At 49.6% G+C, this 16,803-nt stretch carries 15 protein-coding genes and 1 riboswitch; of the genes, 12 read left to right on the top strand and 3 right to left on the bottom strand.

All coding sequences use genetic code 11. The annotated features are described in order from the left end of the window. Positions 1 to 97: 97 nt before the first annotated feature. The 5 genes from nagB to WBJ53_RS31710 all read left to right on the top strand — a co-directional run bounded on the left by nagB (position 98) and on the right by WBJ53_RS31710 (position 7,847). Complete coding sequence (gene nagB, locus WBJ53_RS31730; protein WP_338873894.1) at positions 98 to 2,086, top strand: glucosamine-6-phosphate deaminase; 1,989 nt, start codon at positions 98 to 100, stop codon at positions 2,084 to 2,086. A gap of 448 nt (positions 2,087 to 2,534) precedes the next feature. Then, positions 2,535 to 3,308, top strand: coding sequence for a hypothetical protein (locus WBJ53_RS31725; protein WP_338873892.1), 774 nt, complete (start codon positions 2,535 to 2,537; stop codon positions 3,306 to 3,308). A gap of 58 nt (positions 3,309 to 3,366) precedes the next feature. After that, positions 3,367 to 4,521 carry a heparan-alpha-glucosaminide N-acetyltransferase domain-containing protein gene (locus WBJ53_RS31720; protein WP_338873890.1) on the top strand — a complete coding sequence of 385 codons (1,155 nt, stop codon included), beginning with the start codon at positions 3,367 to 3,369 and terminating at the stop codon, positions 4,519 to 4,521. Further along, on the top strand, positions 4,518 to 4,913 hold the full coding sequence (locus tag WBJ53_RS31715) for a hypothetical protein (protein ID WP_338873888.1): 396 nt from the start codon (positions 4,518 to 4,520) through the stop codon (positions 4,911 to 4,913). The genes WBJ53_RS31720 and WBJ53_RS31715 overlap by 4 nt, the downstream gene beginning before the upstream one ends. A 72-nt stretch (positions 4,914 to 4,985) precedes the next feature. After that, positions 4,986 to 7,847: an insulinase family protein gene (locus WBJ53_RS31710; RefSeq protein WP_338873886.1), complete on the top strand. Its 2,862-nt coding sequence runs from the start codon at positions 4,986 to 4,988 to the stop codon at positions 7,845 to 7,847. 65 nt (positions 7,848 to 7,912) lie between these two features. Here the strand turns inward: WBJ53_RS31710 and WBJ53_RS31705 are convergent, their stop codons facing one another. Continuing rightward, on the bottom strand, positions 7,913 to 8,479 hold the full coding sequence (locus WBJ53_RS31705) for a GNAT family N-acetyltransferase (RefSeq protein WP_338873884.1): 567 nt from the start codon (positions 8,477 to 8,479) through the stop codon (positions 7,913 to 7,915). A 63-nt stretch (positions 8,480 to 8,542) separates the two neighbouring features. Next, complete coding sequence (locus tag WBJ53_RS31700; RefSeq protein ID WP_338873882.1) at positions 8,543 to 9,844, bottom strand: dienelactone hydrolase; 1,302 nt, start codon at positions 9,842 to 9,844, stop codon at positions 8,543 to 8,545. A gap of 109 nt (positions 9,845 to 9,953) precedes the next feature. Continuing rightward, positions 9,954 to 10,055, top strand: a riboswitch (TPP riboswitch). Between the two features lie 48 nt (positions 10,056 to 10,103). Between WBJ53_RS31700 and thiM the strand changes: the two genes are divergently transcribed. The 6 genes from thiM (at position 10,104) to WBJ53_RS31670 (ending at position 14,246) form a co-directional block, all read left to right on the top strand. Beyond that, positions 10,104 to 10,910, top strand: a complete 807-nt coding sequence (gene thiM / locus WBJ53_RS31695; RefSeq protein WP_338873880.1) for a hydroxyethylthiazole kinase — start codon at positions 10,104 to 10,106, stop codon at positions 10,908 to 10,910. After that, positions 10,907 to 11,539 (top strand): thiamine phosphate synthase, encoded by a 633-nt coding sequence (thiE, locus tag WBJ53_RS31690; protein ID WP_338873878.1) that lies wholly within the window; start codon positions 10,907 to 10,909, stop codon positions 11,537 to 11,539. Before thiM ends, thiE begins: the two co-directional genes overlap by 4 nt. A gap of 88 nt (positions 11,540 to 11,627) precedes the next feature. Beyond that, positions 11,628 to 12,434, top strand: a complete 807-nt coding sequence (gene thiD / locus WBJ53_RS31685; RefSeq protein WP_338873876.1) for a bifunctional hydroxymethylpyrimidine kinase/phosphomethylpyrimidine kinase — start codon at positions 11,628 to 11,630, stop codon at positions 12,432 to 12,434. Positions 12,435 to 12,448: 14 nt separating this feature from the next. After that, positions 12,449 to 13,099 carry a thiaminase II gene (gene tenA, locus WBJ53_RS31680; RefSeq protein WP_338873874.1) on the top strand — a complete coding sequence of 217 codons (651 nt, stop codon included), beginning with the start codon at positions 12,449 to 12,451 and terminating at the stop codon, positions 13,097 to 13,099. A 57-nt stretch (positions 13,100 to 13,156) separates the two neighbouring features. Next, positions 13,157 to 13,351 carry a hypothetical protein gene (locus tag WBJ53_RS31675; RefSeq protein WP_338873872.1) on the top strand — a complete coding sequence of 65 codons (195 nt, stop codon included), beginning with the start codon at positions 13,157 to 13,159 and terminating at the stop codon, positions 13,349 to 13,351. A gap of 52 nt (positions 13,352 to 13,403) precedes the next feature. Then, entirely contained in the window at positions 13,404 to 14,246 is an 843-nt protein-coding gene (locus WBJ53_RS31670; protein WP_338873870.1) for a helix-turn-helix domain-containing protein, read from the top strand. 13 nt (positions 14,247 to 14,259) lie between these two features. On the opposite strand, the gene WBJ53_RS31665 is transcribed toward WBJ53_RS31670, so the two are convergent. Further along, positions 14,260 to 14,802, bottom strand: a complete 543-nt coding sequence (locus WBJ53_RS31665; RefSeq protein WP_338873868.1) for a Uma2 family endonuclease — start codon at positions 14,800 to 14,802, stop codon at positions 14,260 to 14,262. A 282-nt stretch (positions 14,803 to 15,084) separates the two neighbouring features. Here WBJ53_RS31665 and WBJ53_RS31660 point away from each other — a divergent pair, with 282 nt between their 5' ends. Further along, on the top strand, positions 15,085 to 16,725 hold the full coding sequence (locus WBJ53_RS31660) for an amidohydrolase family protein (protein WP_338873866.1): 1,641 nt from the start codon (positions 15,085 to 15,087) through the stop codon (positions 16,723 to 16,725). Positions 16,726 to 16,803: the final 78 nt, after the last annotated feature.

Below are 16,803 nucleotides of genomic sequence, written 5' to 3'. Positions count from 1 at the left end.
AATTTTAAAAATATAGACCCATCAACCGCTAAACTGATATAAACTCGCTGATTTTTTGCGACCTTTGCAAGGTCTTACTAATCCCTGAGTATAGCGCATGATCACCGAGTCTCAACTACTCGACAACCCGGATGGGCAACTATCGGGCGAATCGACGTCAGGTCTCTCAACCACTGGCGGCCCTCTCCATTCAGCTATTACGTACGAAAAAATTCCAACGCACATTTATGCTGATGCCAAAGATGCATCGCGGGCTGTGGCGCAGGAAATTGCTGGCCTAATTCGGCAGAAACAAAGCGAAGGCAAGCCTTGTATACTAGGATTGGCAACTGGCTCGTCGCCTAAAACGGTTTATGCTGAGTTGATTCGGATGCATAACGAAGAGGGGCTGAGCTTTCGGAACGTTGTTTCGTTTAACCTCGACGAGTATTTTCCCATGGAGCCCGATTCGCTGCAAAGCTACTGGCGCTTCATGCGGGAGCAGTTGTTCGACCATGTTGATATTCCGGAAGGAAATTACCATGTGCCCGACGGAACCCTGCCTGCCGATAAAGTAGCAGAGTTTTCGAAGCAATACGAAGCAGCTATCGAAGCGGCTGGTGGACTTGATTTCCAGTTGCTGGGTATTGGAGGAAATGGGCATATTGGTTTCAATGAGCCGGGTTCGCTGATTAATTCTCATACCCGGTTGATGATGCTCGACAACTCGACCCGGGCGGCTGCTGCGGGCGATTTCGGTGGACTTCCCAAAACACCCCGTAAGGCCATTACGATGGGCGTTGCGAGTATTCTGAGTGCCCGTCGCGTTGTGCTCCTTGCCTGGGGCGAACGCAAAGCGCCAGTTATTCGGGGGGCTGTTGAAGGGCTGGTAACCGAATTGAACCCAGCTTCGTATTTGCAAACGCACCCAAATGCCTTGTTTGTGATCGACGAAGCGGCTGCCTCAGAGCTGACCCGAATGAAAACACCCTGGCTGGTGGATTCGGTTGTTTGGGATAACAAGATGAAGAAAAAGGCCGTAACGCATTTGTCGCTGGCCTTAAGTAAGCCGATTCTGAAACTGACCGACCGCGATTATAACGACAACGGTATGAGCGATCTGCTGGCTCAGTATGGTCAGGCGTACGATATTAACATCGATGTTTTCAATCAGCTCCAGCATACCATTACGGGCTGGCCCGGTGGTAAGCCGAATGCCGACGATACAAACCGGCCCGAACGGGCGCTACCTGCTCAGAAACGCTGCCTGATTTTCAGCCCGCACCCCGACGATGATATTATTTCGATGGGGGGCACCTTCCAGCGCCTGCACGATCAGGGCCATGAGGTACACATTGGCTACCAAACTTCGGGTAATATTGCCGTTGCCGATGACGAAGCGCTGCGTTTTGCCGACTATGTGGTCGATTTTAATACAAAATTTAGCATCGACAGCCCAGAAGCGACGCGGATTTTCAGAGATGCCGCAGCTTCGTTGCGCGAGAAAAAAGACAGCGAAATGGATACGGTCGAAGTGCGTTACGTGAAAGGTCTGATTCGGATGGGCGAAGCGAAAGCAACCTGCCGTTTTGTTGGAATTCCCGTCGAAAATGCGCACTTCATGAATATGCCTTTCTACGAAACCGGAAAGGTCGCCAAAAAACCGCTCAGCGAAGAAGACATCAGGATTACGATGGACCTGATCGAAGAGATCAAGCCCCATCAGATCTATGCAGCTGGCGATCTGGCCGATCCGCACGGAACCCACAAGGTTTGTCTGGATGCCGTTCTGGAGGCAGTTCGTCGCTTAAAGGATAAAGATTTCATGAAAGACTGCTGGGTATGGCTCTACCGTGGTGCCTGGGCCGAGTGGGATATTCATGAGATTGAAATGGCCGTGCCGATGTCGCCCGACCAGGTGATGAAGAAACGGCTGGGTATTTTCAAACACCAGTCGCAGAAAGACGGTGTTGTGTATCAGGGTACTGACTCGCGGGAGTTCTGGCAGCGCGCCGAAGAACGTAACCAGGGTACGGCCGGTTTATATAACCGCCTGGGTCTGGCCGAATACGAAGCCATGGAAGCCTTTGTGCGCTGGCATTTTTAGGAACGATAGCGTTGACAATAAACAAGCTCGCCCAAGCCGTAAGAAGCTGGGCGAGCTTGTTTATTGATAATTCTTTCTAAATCCAGAGCTTTTTCAGAGAGTGTTCATTAAAGTGTGTCAAGTTATGATTTGCTAACTTGACACACTTTAATGAACACTCTCAAACAGGCCAGAAATCATTTTCTAACTATAATATCTTTACATAATCAGAGTTATCAGACCGTTCTGGAAAACGTCCAAATTACCGCCCCTCAGCTAGGTTGTATTTTAGCTAGATTGACTGGTCTAAGTGACTGATGCTGTACATAATGCCGAACTACCCCTACTTAAGAATCCGCCTGCGAAAAGCCATTAAAATTAGTTACTGTTATATGTTATAATACACATTTTGAATATAATTGCACAATTATATAATAGTTGTATTATAATGAGGCTTTTTGTCAACAGCATGACACGTCAAAACAAACAACGAACGCTCCGGCTATTTGCTTTACATGAATTTATTGTCGATCATTTTACGAAATCCGACTGGATCAAGTTGGCCTATCTGCTCGATGCGGTCGAGCTAATAGAAGGCCATCCACGCCTGTTACGAAGTCTCGATTTTAAAGATGATGATTATGAGGGGAATAGCCTGCTGATTCTCTCGAAACTGATTACTGAAAGCCATAGCAATCTCTACGAAATTGAACGCTTCGTTGAGGCTAAAAAGCTGACGATGAATCGGCCAGTGCGCGAAATTCCTGATTTTATTTCGACAGTTCAGGTCAATATGCCTGAGCGGGTCATCACCTTCGCACCTGATGTGTTCCGCATTCCCGAAAAAGCCGTTGAATCGAACGTATTGTCGGTCATGATGCCGTTTGAAAGTCGATTTAATGGTACCTACGAAGCTATTCGAAACGTATGTGCCCGACTCAGAATTGAGTGCAAACGGGCCGACGATATCTGGGATAACAGTATTTTGATTCAGGATGTGTTCGACCTGATTTATACATCGAAAGCCGTGATTACCGATTTTACAGATCGAAACCCAAACGTGTTTTACGAAACCGGCGTCGCGCATACACTCGGAAAAATCGTGATTCCAATTACGCAATCGGTGGGCGATATTCCGTTCGATCTGCGGCATCATCGGGCGCTAACGTATCTGCCCAATGCCGAAGGCCTTTTAAAACTCGAAAAGGATCTGGAGAAAAAGCTATCGAAGGTGTTCAGTTAACGTTTTTGCCCTACTTGTCGTATCTTCGGGAAACCCTTCGCTCTGGACCCCGACTTACATGCAATCGTTCGTTTCGACAAGTACGGCCCAATTTCACCACCCGCCGGTTTCGGCAGGTCGTTTGCTTTCGCTTGACTTTTTTCGCGGCCTTACGGTCGCGGCCATGATCACGGTTAATAATCCCGGCGACTGGGCGCACATCTATGCTCCGCTCGAACATGCCGCCTGGAACGGCTGGACGCCGACCGATCTGATTTTTCCGTTTTTCCTGTTCATTGTAGGCGTATCGATCACATTTGCCTTAGGTCGTTCGGCAGATGATTCGAAGGTGGCTGGCAAAATTTTGAAGCGGAGTATTACCCTGTTTTTACTGGGGCTGTTTTTGAGCTTCTTTCCGAAGTTCGACATTTCGACCGTTCGGATTCTGGGCGTACTTCAGCGAATCGCACTCGTTTATCTGGCCTGCTCTTTTTTATTCCTGAAAACAACTCCTCGTCAGCAAGGTATTCTGCTGGCAATCTTACTGATCGGCTATTGGCTGCTGATGACGCTGGTGCCCGTACCTGGCGTCGGCTATGCCAATCTGGAGCCAGAAACCAATATGGCGGCCTGGCTGGATCGGATCATTCTTACACCTGCGCACGTATACAAACCGGCCAAAGTCTGGGACCCGGAGGGGTTGCTCAGTACGCTTCCGGCCGTTGGTACCGGAATACTGGGCTTGTTAACTGGCAATTTGCTGCGCTCCGATCGATTGGCTGCCGAAAAAGTGGCCTGGTTGTTTACGGCAGGTTGCTTTTGCACAGTAGGTGGGTTAATCTGGAATGGTTTTTTTCCGATCAACAAAGCCTTATGGACCAGCTCGTTTGTGTTGCTCGCCGGTGGGCTGGCTATGCTTGGGCTGGCGCTGTGCTACTGGCTAATTGACGTTAAACACTACCGGCGTGGTATCCTGCCAGTTGTAGCTTTCGGCGTCAATGCCATCACAGTCTTTTTCCTGTCGGGACTGATTCCGCGGATGATGAACCTGATTCACGTAGCTGGTTCAGATGGTACTAAAGTTGGGTTGAAAGAGTATCTCTATCGGAGTTTTATTGCCCCACTTTTTTCCGATCCAACCAATGCGTCGCTGGCCGGTGCACTCACCTTTGTGTTAATCTGGTTCGGAATTCTTTGGTGGATGTATCGCAAAAACGTTATTATTAAAGTGTGAGCCGACACGCCGACGATCTAAAAGACCAGGTTGAACACATTTTGCGATGGGAACACGCTTCGCACTGGCGTCCGCGCGACTTTGTGCGCCTGAGCGAACTCGTTCATGCACACACGCAGGAACGTGTAGATGCTGAGCAGTTACAGATCTTTTGGCACAAGTCAATCGTTCATTCGCCCGAGTTGCTGAATAGCCTCGCCCGTTTTGCTGATTATACCGATTGGGACGATTTCTGTGTTCGTAATTCATACGGCATTGTTGAGGTCGATGAGGAAACAGCCCTGATGCACCCGCCTATGTGGGAAATTCCAATTCGATGGGTAATTCTGATCTGCTGGTTTTCCGTGATTGCTTCAATACTGGTGGCCATTTTATTGATCTGGAAGCGATAAACGTTTCAAGCCTTCTCAGCGTTATTATCTCATACGTTAATTACAAAATCAAATCCCAACCCAAACGACCGAATGGTACGTTTTCCGTTATCGCTGAGCTTGTTGCTTAGTGCAACATTGGTGCTGGCTCAATCGCCCTCCAAACCAAAATCATCGGCTCCTAAACCGACTAAACCCATACAAACAGCCGCTACGGCTTTTGACCTGAGCAAACCCATTCCGCCTGATCCGGCCGTAAAAGTTGGCAAGCTACCCAACGGCCTGACCTACTACATTCGGAAAAATGCCGAACCTAAAAATCGGGCTGAACTTCGATTGGTAGTTCGGGTCGGGTCGGTGCTGGAAGCCGATAATCAGCAGGGACTGGCGCACTTCATGGAACACATGGAGTTTAACGGAACGAAGAATTTCCCCAAAAACAAACTAGTCGACTTTCTGCAATCGTCGGGGGTTCGATTTGGTGCCGACCTGAATGCCTATACGGGTTTCGACGAAACGGTTTATCAACTGCCTGTTCCGACCGATTCGGCTAATGTGTTCCGGCAGGCGTTTCAGATTCTGGAAGACTGGGCCCATAATGCCACAATAGACCCGGTTGAAGTCGATAAGGAACGGGGTGTTGTGCTGGAAGAACGGCGATTGGGTAGGGGCGCTGGTCAGCGGATGCGCGATCAGTATTTTCCAATCCTGCTCAACAATTCTCAATATTCAAAACGACTGCCAATCGGTACCGAACAGGTACTCACAACCTTCAAGCCCGAAACCTTGCGGCAGTTCTATAAAGACTGGTACCGGCCCGATTTGATGGCTGTGATCGCTGTTGGCGATTTTGATCTGAAAGAAGTAGAAGGGATTATCCGGGAAAAATTCGGTCGGATTCCGGCAGTAAGACCGGCCAAATCCCGCACCGAATTTGAAATACCACCGCATAAGGATACCAAAGTTGCTATTGTAACCGATCCCGAACAGCCGAATACCATCATACAGGTAATTTATAAACGGCCTGAAATAAAAGAAAAAACGCTGAACGATCTGCGGGAAAGCATCAAGCGTGGCTTGTTCAATACCATGCTCGGCAACCGGATTCAGGAGCTGACGCAGCAGGCCGACCCTCCATTTTTGGGCGGTTATAGCAACTACAGCGATTTTCTGGGTAATCTGGATGCTTTCACGTCTATTGCCGTAGCCAAAGAAGGCAATGTTGAACGGGCGATTCGGGCGGTGCTGGATGAAAATGCCCGGGTGAAACAGTTTGGGTTTACCCCAACCGAACTGGCTCGTGCCAAGCAGGAGTTTATGACCAACGTAGAGCAGGCCTATAGCGAACGCGACAAAACCCGCTCATCGAGCTACGTAAATGAATACGTCCAGAATTTTACGGATCATGAACCCTACACGAGCATCGACTTTTATTACCACTTTTTGCAGAAGATTCAGGATGGTATTAAACTCGATGAGGTGAATGCGCTGGTCGATCAGTTTATTCATAATGATAACCGGGCTGTTATAGTCATGGCCCCCGAAAAAGACAAGGCAAAGCTCCCAACGGTTGAGCAAATCCTGGGCTACATCGACTCAGCGGGTAAAGGATTGACGGCCTACGACGATAAAACGCTCGACAGCCCCCTGCTGGCCCGGCAACCGACCGGATCGCCTGTGGTAAGCGAAAAAGAAATAAAAGACATCGGTGTAACCGAATGGACGCTGAAAAATGGCGTAAAGGTTGTGCTGAAACCGACCACCTTTAAAAACGATCAGATTCTGTTTTCGGGGAGCAGCTTTGGCGGCACATCGCTCTACGATCTGAACGATTTTCAATCGGCGAGGTTCTCGTCGACGTTGGCGGCATTGGGTGGCACGGGCGAGTACAACCAGGTACAGTTAGGTAAATTTCTGGCGGGGAAACAAGTGAGTGTGTATCCCTACATAGGTGAATTGAGTGAGGGAGTCAATGGTAGTGCAGCCCCGAAAGATCTGGAAACAGCCCTTCAACTGTTGTATAGCTATTTTACCCAGCCAAGAAAAGATGCTGATGTTGTGAAAGGATTTCTCTCGAATCAGCGGTCGGCGCTTCAGAATCAGGTAAATACACCCACACCACAGCGCGTTTTTCAGGATACAATTCAGGTAACGTTGGGCGATAATAATCCCCGCCGGCAACCACTCAAACCCGCTGATCTTGATAAAATAGACCTCGACCGTGCGCTGCAAATCTATCAGGAGCGGTTTGCGAATGGTGGCGACTTTACGTTCTATTTTGTTGGTAACTTTAAGGAAGATCAGATAAAACCGCTGATCGAGAAATACCTTGGAGGTTTGCCAACAACTGGTAAAGCCGAAACGTTTAAGGATCTTGGGATTCGAATTCCAACAGGCCAGATCAGCAAGACCGTGTATCGGGGCCTTGATCCGAAAGCCGCCGTTCAACTGGTTTATAGCGGAAACCTGACCTGGTCGCCCGAAACAACGACTCAGCTGGATGCGCTGGCCGAAGTGCTCGAAATTAAGTTAATTGAAAAACTACGTGAAGAAGAAAGTGGCGTTTATGGCGTCAGTGCCAATGCAGCTTATAGCAAGTATCCGGTGCCGCGCTACACATTCCGCATTAGCTTCGGTTGTGCGCCCGAAAACGTTGAAAAACTGATTGCTAAAACGCAGGAGCAGATTAACGATCTGAAACAGAAAGGCGCGCTTCCGGCCGACATTGCCAAGTTTAAGGCCGAAACCCGGCGCGAAACAGAATTGCAACTGAAAGATAACCAGTTCTGGCTCGGTTATCTGCAAAGTCAATATTACAATGGTGATGCGCCCGATGAGGTCTTACATGAGAACCAGCAATTGGAAAAAGTAACGGTCGGGAGCACGAAAGAAGCGGCCAATCAGTATTTGGGTTCTAATTTTATTCGGCTAGTGCTGATGCCAGAGAAGAAATAGTAGGAGTCATTTCGTTTTTGAGATAACCGACCGAGTTCTTAAGTGGAGCCGGTCGGTTTTGTTTGTTAGAACGTTGGACTGAATGCTGTATGTTGTTCGTGCGTTTTTCGGTACAGCACATGCCAACGCATGGGATGACCTTCGGGCAGACGCGGATGCTCAAAATCGTCGGCGGGATTATGGGTCATACCGAGCCGTTCCATCAGGTGCCAGGAGCGAATATTAGCCGGAATGGTGAACGATACGATCTCATCCAGACCCAGGGTTTCGAATCCAAAGTTCATAGCAGCCTGAGCCGCTTCAAACGCGTAGCCTTTACCCCAATACGGCCGGGCAAGTCGCCAGCCAATTTCAACGGCGGGCGTAAATGGCGCTTCGAACGAAACCGTCCATAAGCCACAGAAGCCAATAAACGGCGCAATATTGGGCGCTTCAATCGACCACAATCCCCAGCCGTTTACGTCCATATGATAGACCATCCGTTCGATCATGGCATCGCTTTCCAGCCGCGACAGGCGAGCCGGAAAATGCTTCATTACTTCTGGATTGGCATTCATAGCGGCAAACGGTTCGGCGTCCGCAGGTTGCCAGGGGCGTAGCACAAGGCGAGGGGTATGGATTCGTTGCGGCATGGCTATTTTAGTTGGAATATTACCTCATCTCTGTTTCAGGAGGAGGACAGGGATGGACGATCTCTACGGTTTTGCATGATGCATTTCCAGGCCAAGGGAGGTTCGGGGTTTGAAGCCAGTCCATGGCCCAGGGGCGTCCGTTTCAGGAAGGTTGAAGTACTTCGCATACTCCATTTTCTTCAGATGAATGCCCAGAAATGCCGTTACGAAGTGCTGGTTGATGTTGTTGATTCGGCGCTCGTTCCAGACCGGTTCAGCATAGTGACCATATTCGTCAGCCGATACGCCGGGTTGTAACGTTACTGCTGGCGGTGGATTGGGCGCTACATTATGCCGTGCATTGACGTAGGTAAGCAGATAACGATCTGCATTAACGGCTCCTTCATAAATGGCTTTGATGCCCTTTTCATAGCCAGAAATGTCGTCTTTACTACCCGCTATAAACAGTGTCGGTAACGTTAACCCGGCCAATCCGGCAGCATCCCATACACCCCGTTCCATTCCCCAGGGCGCAAACGCAACTACGGCCTTAATCCGCGAGTCGAGTGTGGGCTTGTAAGCGGGTGAGTTCATCGTACGGGGTTCCAGTGCAGTGCTTCCGTTGGTCATCTGGCCAAACAGTTTTAGGGCTTCGGCACTGAAGCCAGCTCCTACCGTGTTGAGTACGCCATAGCCACCCATCGAATAACCAATCAGGGCCGTATTATCGGCGTCGAGTAATCCCGCCAGAAACGTATTGCTGGTTTTCGCACTCAGCCGAGCCATCTCGTTCAGAACAAACAGATCGTCGAGTGGGCGATTTAGTAGTGTACTCGGGAAAGCGGCCAAATCGCTATAGGTCGATTCGGTATGGTCGATGGCGACAACAACGTACCCTTTCGAAGCCAGGTTTTCGGTCAGGTAGGTAAGCAACAACCGCGATCCGGGATAGCCATGCGATACGATAACTAATGGATAAGCTCCGCCACTTCGGTCGGGTTCGGCATCACGACTGGCCCGGCCCGGAAACGTAAAAGGGACGATGGGTCGTTTAGGATCATTTGATCGCCCAAGCACCGATTCATACTGTACTATGCCCGGTTTATTGTCGGGAATACGGGCCGGATACCAGATTTCGAGCGTTAACGGACGATCATACAAGGGATGCTTGCCTTCTTTTGTATGCAACACATCGACCTGGTCCTTATGAATCAGTTTCAGGGTTCGTACGCCAATCGGATAGCTTCCGCGAGCTGCCAGCTCAGGCGCATTAGGCAACAGATCGCCATTGATAAAGGTATCGCCGGATGGTTGGGCCATGGTTTGCCCGACTGTAGCCAGTGATATCAAGAGAAAAAACAGGTAACGAACAGCGGTTAGTTTCATCGGTTTTGGGAAATAGGAATAGGGTTTGTAAAGCTATCGCAAACTTTTTAAAGCCGATAAAGAGTCTCGTTTTTTATCCGCTTGTACAGTATTATCTGCTACCTTTGTTGCACAACTTTAGGGGTGTCTGACCAGATCGGCTCAGACTGAGAGAATACCCTCACTACCTGATGCAGTTCGTACTGCCGTAGGGAAAAGTTAACGAAACTTCGTTTACTCTCCTCTAAAGTTGCTGTGTATTTATCTCATAAACAGCAACATGACTCAACCCTCACACTTGATCTGGACCGATGTCGAGCGCATTCGTGCGCAGGCTCCGCTTATTCACAATATTACCAACTTCGTGGTCATGAACAACACGGCCAACGCCCTGCTGGCTCTCGGCGCTTCGCCCGCTATGGTTCATGCGCCCGACGAGGTCGAAGAGTTTGTTTCTATTTCCAGCGCACTGGTCGTCAACATCGGTACGCTCGATGCCACTTTTGTGGCCGGGATGAAACTCGCCATGCGACAGGCTAAAGCCTTGGGCAAACCCATTGTATTTGACCCGGTTGGTGTTGGGGCCACTACATTTCGTAATAAGGTCAGCGAGGAATTGCTGACGCTGGCTGCTCCCGACATTATTCGTGGCAATGCCTCCGAAATCATGGCATTAGCCGGTCTGAACGCCCAAACCAAAGGGGTCGATAGTTTGTATGGCTCGGAGGCCGCCGTGGAGGCCGCCCGACGGTTGAGTTCGGTATGGGGATCGGTGGTGGTGATCAGTGGTGAAACCGATTACATCATTCACGGCGACCGAACCGCCAAAGTGGCCAACGGGCATCCGCTCATGACCAAAGTAACGGGTATGGGTTGTACGGCCACGGCCATAACGGGCGCGTTTTCGGCTGTGAACAACAACTATTTTCAGGCCGCTACACACGCGATGGCTGTAATGGGAATCGCTGGTGAACTGGCCGTAGCGAAGAACCCGGCTCCCGGTAGCTTACAGGTCAACTTTCTGGATACGCTCTATCGACTGACCGAAGCCCAATTTACCGACACCCTCAAGCTGACACAGTCGTGAATCGTTTATATCTGGTAACGGATAGTGATGTGGCCCGAAAGGCAGGCCATACGCTTCCGTTTGTAGTCGAAGAAGCCTGTCGGGCGGGTGTTCGCTGGGTGCAGCTCCGCGAAAAAGAATTGTCTACACGGGCTTTTCTGGAACTTGGCGCCGAAATAAAGCAGATCACGCAGGCTTACGGAGCCAACCTGATCATCAACGACCGGGTTGATGTGGCGCTGGCGCTCGATGCCGATGGTGTTCACGTTGGCCAGGGCGATATGCCTTATTCGATGGTTCGGACGCTGATTGGACCAGATAAGATCATTGGGTTATCGATCAACAATCTGGCTGAATTACAGGCTATTGCTGGCGCTCAACTAGACTACCTGGGTATAGCCACAATTTTTCCAACAGGCACCAAACAGGACACGTCGAGTCTACTCGGTCTGGATGGCCTTCAACAGCTTTGCCGTCAAACCAGCCTGCCAACCTTTGCGATTGGCGGGATTAATGCTCAGAACATTCAACAGGTGATGCAAACCGGTGTAACGGGTGCCGCCGTCGTATCAGCCATTTGCGGACACCCGTCGCCGTATGAAGCCAGCAGGGAAATGATTGAATTGTTGAATGATAGAATGATTGAATAGAATGGTTAAATAGCTACCTCACTCTATTCTATCATTCTATCATTCAATAATTCAATCATTCAATCATTCAACAATTCAATCATTTCCTATGAACACCTACATTCGGACATTAACCATTGCGGGCTCCGATAGTGGCGGAGGGGCTGGTATTCAGGCTGATCTGAAAACGTTTTCGGCATTGGGCTGCTATGGCATGTCAGTGTTGACCGCCCTGACGGCCCAGAACACCCAGGCCGTTACCGGCATTTTTCCGGTATCGCCCGCCTTTATCGTTGAGCAATTGAAAGCCGTTCTGAGCGACATTGGCGTCGATGCGGTAAAGATTGGTATGCTTCACTCGCCCGAAATTATTGAACAAGTGGCCACTACGTTACGCGCGTTCGATGTGTCGACCATTGTGCTTGACCCGGTCATGGTCGCTAAAAGTGGCGATAAGCTGTTACAGGACGAAGCAGTCGATGCATTAAGAACGTATCTGTTACCGATGGCATCGGTCATTACCCCCAACTTGCCCGAAATCAGCGTATTGCTGGGTCGATCTGTAGAGACGAAAACCGATATGTTGCCTGCGGCTGTCGATCTGGCAACGCGCTGTCCGGGCGCGATTCTGGTAAAAGGCGGCCATTTGGCTGACAACGACAGTACAGATCTACTTTACGTTTCGGCCGATGAGCAGCATTGGTTTCCAACTGCCCGTATCAATACCAACAATTCACACGGAACGGGCTGTACACTGTCGTCGGCAATTGCGGCTGGATTGGCCAAAGGATTATCGGTCGTTGATGCGGTTGCAATGGCTAAAACCTACCTGACAGGGGCATTACAAGCCGGTGCTGATTATCGGTTGGGGCATGGACATGGGCCTGTTCACCATTTTTATAACCTCTGGCAGTAAGGTATAGAACGCAGATGAAATTCACCGAACAACTCTGGCAGGACATTATGCCTATTTACGAATCCATTCTGAAACACGGTTTTGTCGATGAACTGATGGCAGGCAGTCTGCCCACGGCTCTATTTCAGTACTACATTCAGCAGGATGCCCTGTATCTGGCCGATTTCAGCCGTGCCCTGAATCTACTGGCAGCCCGGTCGATAAGCACAGACGATGTGTTGCAGTTTACCCAGTTTGCGCAAAACGCTATTCTGGTCGAGCGGGCATTGCACGAAACCTATTTTTCAATCTATGCCATCGAACCAACATCGGACAAAATGCCAGCCTGTTTTGCGTATACGAATTACCTGCTGGCCACCACATCGCTTCAATCGGTTGCCGTCGGTGCAGCAGCGGTATTGCCCTGTTTCTGGATTTACCGGCAGGTGGGTAAACATATCTACCAACGAGCTATTCAGGAAAACCCGTACCAAACATGGATCGACACGTATGCAGGAGAAGCGTTCGATGTATCCGTCAATCAGATGCTGGCCATCACGGATCGGTTGGCCCAACAGGCCGGAACGACCGAACAACAGCGAATGCGCGACGCTTTCCGAACCTCAAGCCAACTGGAGTGGTATTTCTGGAATGACGCCTATACGCAGAATCGGTGGCAGGTGTAATTCCAATCATTTTGAGACAGTCCACAAAATGTCCGATTCTTCCAGATTGCCTGACGCTTGTCCAAATTCTGCATAACGACTTACCCAAAAGATAGTTGTGCAACGCAGGATATTCCTCGCATCAACCCTGACGGCTTAGAGTATTACTACTATCAGCATCTGGTTCGGGACTTTAAGGAGTTTACGCCCAACGCGTTTTACGAAGCTGAAGCCATATCGTCCGAGCGTGTATTTGGTGTTGCTGAGACATAACCATTCCCTAAGAGCCATTTGCCATTCAAAGGGCAAGTACTTATCTTCCAATATGATTTTCTTTCCGCACATACAACCCCATCCTTCGCTACGGCCTTATGTGCGGCATTATTTGCTACTACACATACCGCTAGACGACATATCTTTTGAGCAACGGATTAAGCCCATTCCGCCCGATGCCGATCAGTCGCTCTTCTTTTATCCACGTAGTGTCGCAAAAACCGTTGTCAACCGCAATGGTGAAACCCGAACCAACCCGTCGAGCATTTTTGTTGGGCAGCAAACGTCACGGATCAATATACTGCTTGGCGAAGATCACCTGATTATCCAGGTTTGTTTTCGGCCTGGATTTTTGTATCAACTGCTTGGAGGAATGCCAGCTACTGAATTTCAGGGCAAGGAAGTCGATGCGGAATACCTGATGGATGCCGGAATAGCCGAATTAAACAATCAATTGCGGGAAGAAACCGATCATCGTCGTATGATCAGCCATATCGAAGCATACCTGCTCAAAAAGATGGATTCATTGGCCCGGCGTACTTTGCCGCTACAACCCATCGACAAAGTGATTCTTGCGATTAAAGATACGAATGGCCCACTTTCGCTGGATTGGCTGGCCGACCAGGCTTGTTTGAGCAGCCGCCAACTGGAGCGTAAATTTCAGGAACGGCTCGGCATGAGTCCGAAGTTTTACGCCCGTATTGCCCGATTCGACCGAGCCTTTAAGCTGAAACTCCAACAGCCCCAACTCGACTGGCTCGACGTTGCCTACGCCTGTGGCTATTTCGATTATTCACACCTGATGCGCGATTTCCGGCAGTTTGCCGAGGTATCACCTACTATGCTGATGACGCAGGATACGGCTTCGCCCGACCGGGGGCAGTCTCTTGCCTGATCGAAACTCGTCGTTAGGCGAACGAAGATCCTTTTTTAGCCAGATATTGACCGATATTGAACTGAATGCCATCCAGCACGTCAATATCTTTATGCCAGTCTTTCACCTGCCAGTCCCCCTGCGGGGTAGCCACAGTAACTTTCTTAGCCACTGTAGTAATCCAGATCACTTTCTCAACGCCAAAATTCAGTAGCTTCTGGGTTTTCTGGAAGATGTAGCCATCTGTCTCTACGTCAGCCGAGTCGGCAGCAATATCAACTTCAACCACAACCTTAGGCGGCACCTGGGCGTAAAATTCATTGATAGCGTCGATGGGTAACGTAGCATTATCGAAAATGAGAATATCGCCCGCCAGATTGGTTCGCTTATCTAGATGAAGGCCCGTTTCGCTGGATAGAATTGTATACTGGTCCTCACTCAATTCCCTAAAAAGTAGTCGTTGAAGGTAAGCGACAATAAATGACTGTAGCGTACTTGATCCCATAATTTCTGAAAACTTCTTTGTACCTGCCAATACATCCCGGTAGCCCTTATAGTGAATAGGCTTACCGTCCATGATTTCGTAAATAAGATATTCTGGCACGTTAGCTTTGGGCCTTTTCGCCCGTATTCCAGATTTCGTAGCGATCATTTCCGTTCGTTTTCGATACGCTCAAATATAGCCAAAATCCATTGAAACTCCTGTTTAGAAGCCCAGGCGGTTGAGAACTCAAATAGATTTAGCACAGAATACAGCTCAGCTCAACCTGGGCCAAACGCTGTATTAATGTCGTTTTTTTACATCTGGCACGCCGACGCATTGCAATAGTTTTGGCTGGTAAACCAAAACACATTTTCCATGCGAAACGTATTGGCCGCGTTAGTTACCCAACTGATTAGTCTAGTAGCCGTAGCACAACAACCCGACCTGATTCTGACGAATGGACAAATTTTTACGTCGGATACCAGCCAGTTATATGTAGAAGCATTGGCAATCAAGGGAGGGCGCATCATTGCCACTGGCAAAACATCCGACATAGAAAAACTGGCGACCCGGCAAACTAAACGACTCGATTTAGGCGGTATGCTGGTTGTGCCGGGATTCAACGATGCGCATAACCATCTACCCGGTGGTCTGAAAGCAACAAAAATTGCGTCGGCTGGCATGAACCCTTCCTGGGAGGCCGTACAGGATTCGCTGAAAAAAGCCGTTCGGCGAACTCCCGAAGGGCAATGGATTGAAGGGATAATTGGTATCACAATCGCCAATTCGCCGGAGGTTACCCGGTTTGTGCTGGATAAAATCGCACCCAAACACCCTGTTCGGCTGCTTTCGTGGTGGGGCCATATTGGGTTATATAATACACTGGGGCTGCACGAAATGGGCATTGCCGACGATCAGCCCGACCCCAAAGGTGGTTTTTACGAACGGATGCCCGATGGCAAAACCCTGACGGGCAAAGGCTACGAAAAGAATGCCTACTGGCCGCATACCAGTTACGCAAAAATGGCATCACTACGCGACGAGAACGCTATGATAGCCGAGTTTAGGAGTATGACGCAGGCATTGCTCAAAGCCGGGGTTACCAGCTATCAGAACATGTGTACGGGTGCTACGGCTGCTGACTACGCTCAGCTCTGGAAAAAAGCCGGATTATCGTTCCGCCTTCGCCTGATTCGCTGGGGCGATATGAACACCGACGGTAGCTTAAGTATTCCAGCGAAAGACCTGGCTAAAACAACGCCCGATTTACCATTATTAACGGTGAGCGGCACCAAATGGCTGCTCGAAGGCACCCCTCTGGAAGGCGGTGCCGAACAGGTCGACCCTTACCCAAATCGCCCCGGCTGGTATGGCCGAATGAACTACACGGTAGCCGAAATTGAGCGGATGTGCAAGGAAGCTATTGCCCGTAAGGACCAGTTGCATTTCCATATTGGCGGCAGCAAATCGATTGGTAAACTCCTCGACCTGATGGCGGCTATGCCTGTCGACTGGAAAGCATTACGTCCGCGTTTTGAGCATGGCGACGAGATCGACTACTCGCCCGAATACATCAAAAAGGCACAGCAAATGGGCATTATCATTGTGCAGAACCCTACGCATTTTGCGCCGATGGAAGGCTTCCCGATTGGTCCACCAGCCACACATGGTATGGCGATGAAAACCTTGCTGAATGATCACATTCCGTTGGCGATTGGGTCTGATGGGCCGTTTAATCCTTACCTGAACATTATGTTTGCGACCACCCACCCGCGTCGACCCAGCGAAGCACTCAGCCGCGAACAGGCCGTTATCGCCTACACCCACACAGCCGCTTATGCCGAGTTTGCGGAAAATACTAAAGGGACACTAACGGTCAGCAAAGTGGCCGATCTGGCGGTGCTATCGCAGAATATTTTCAAAGTACCAGCCCCTAAGCTACTTCAAACTGAAAGCGTTCTGACAATGGTGAATGGGGTTATAGTTTATGATGCAGGCTTACTGACTGTCAAGTAAGGGGAATGTACAAAAAGTACTAATTCAGGGATTACAATCGCCTTTTTTATATAAATTTGGTGATTATAATCCCTGAAT

Origin of the sequence: Spirosoma sp. SC4-14 (assembly GCF_037201965.1) — a bacterium.
Lineage (GTDB): Bacteria > Bacteroidota > Bacteroidia > Cytophagales > Spirosomataceae > Spirosoma.
This window is presented reverse-complemented; position numbering and strand designations above follow the sequence as displayed.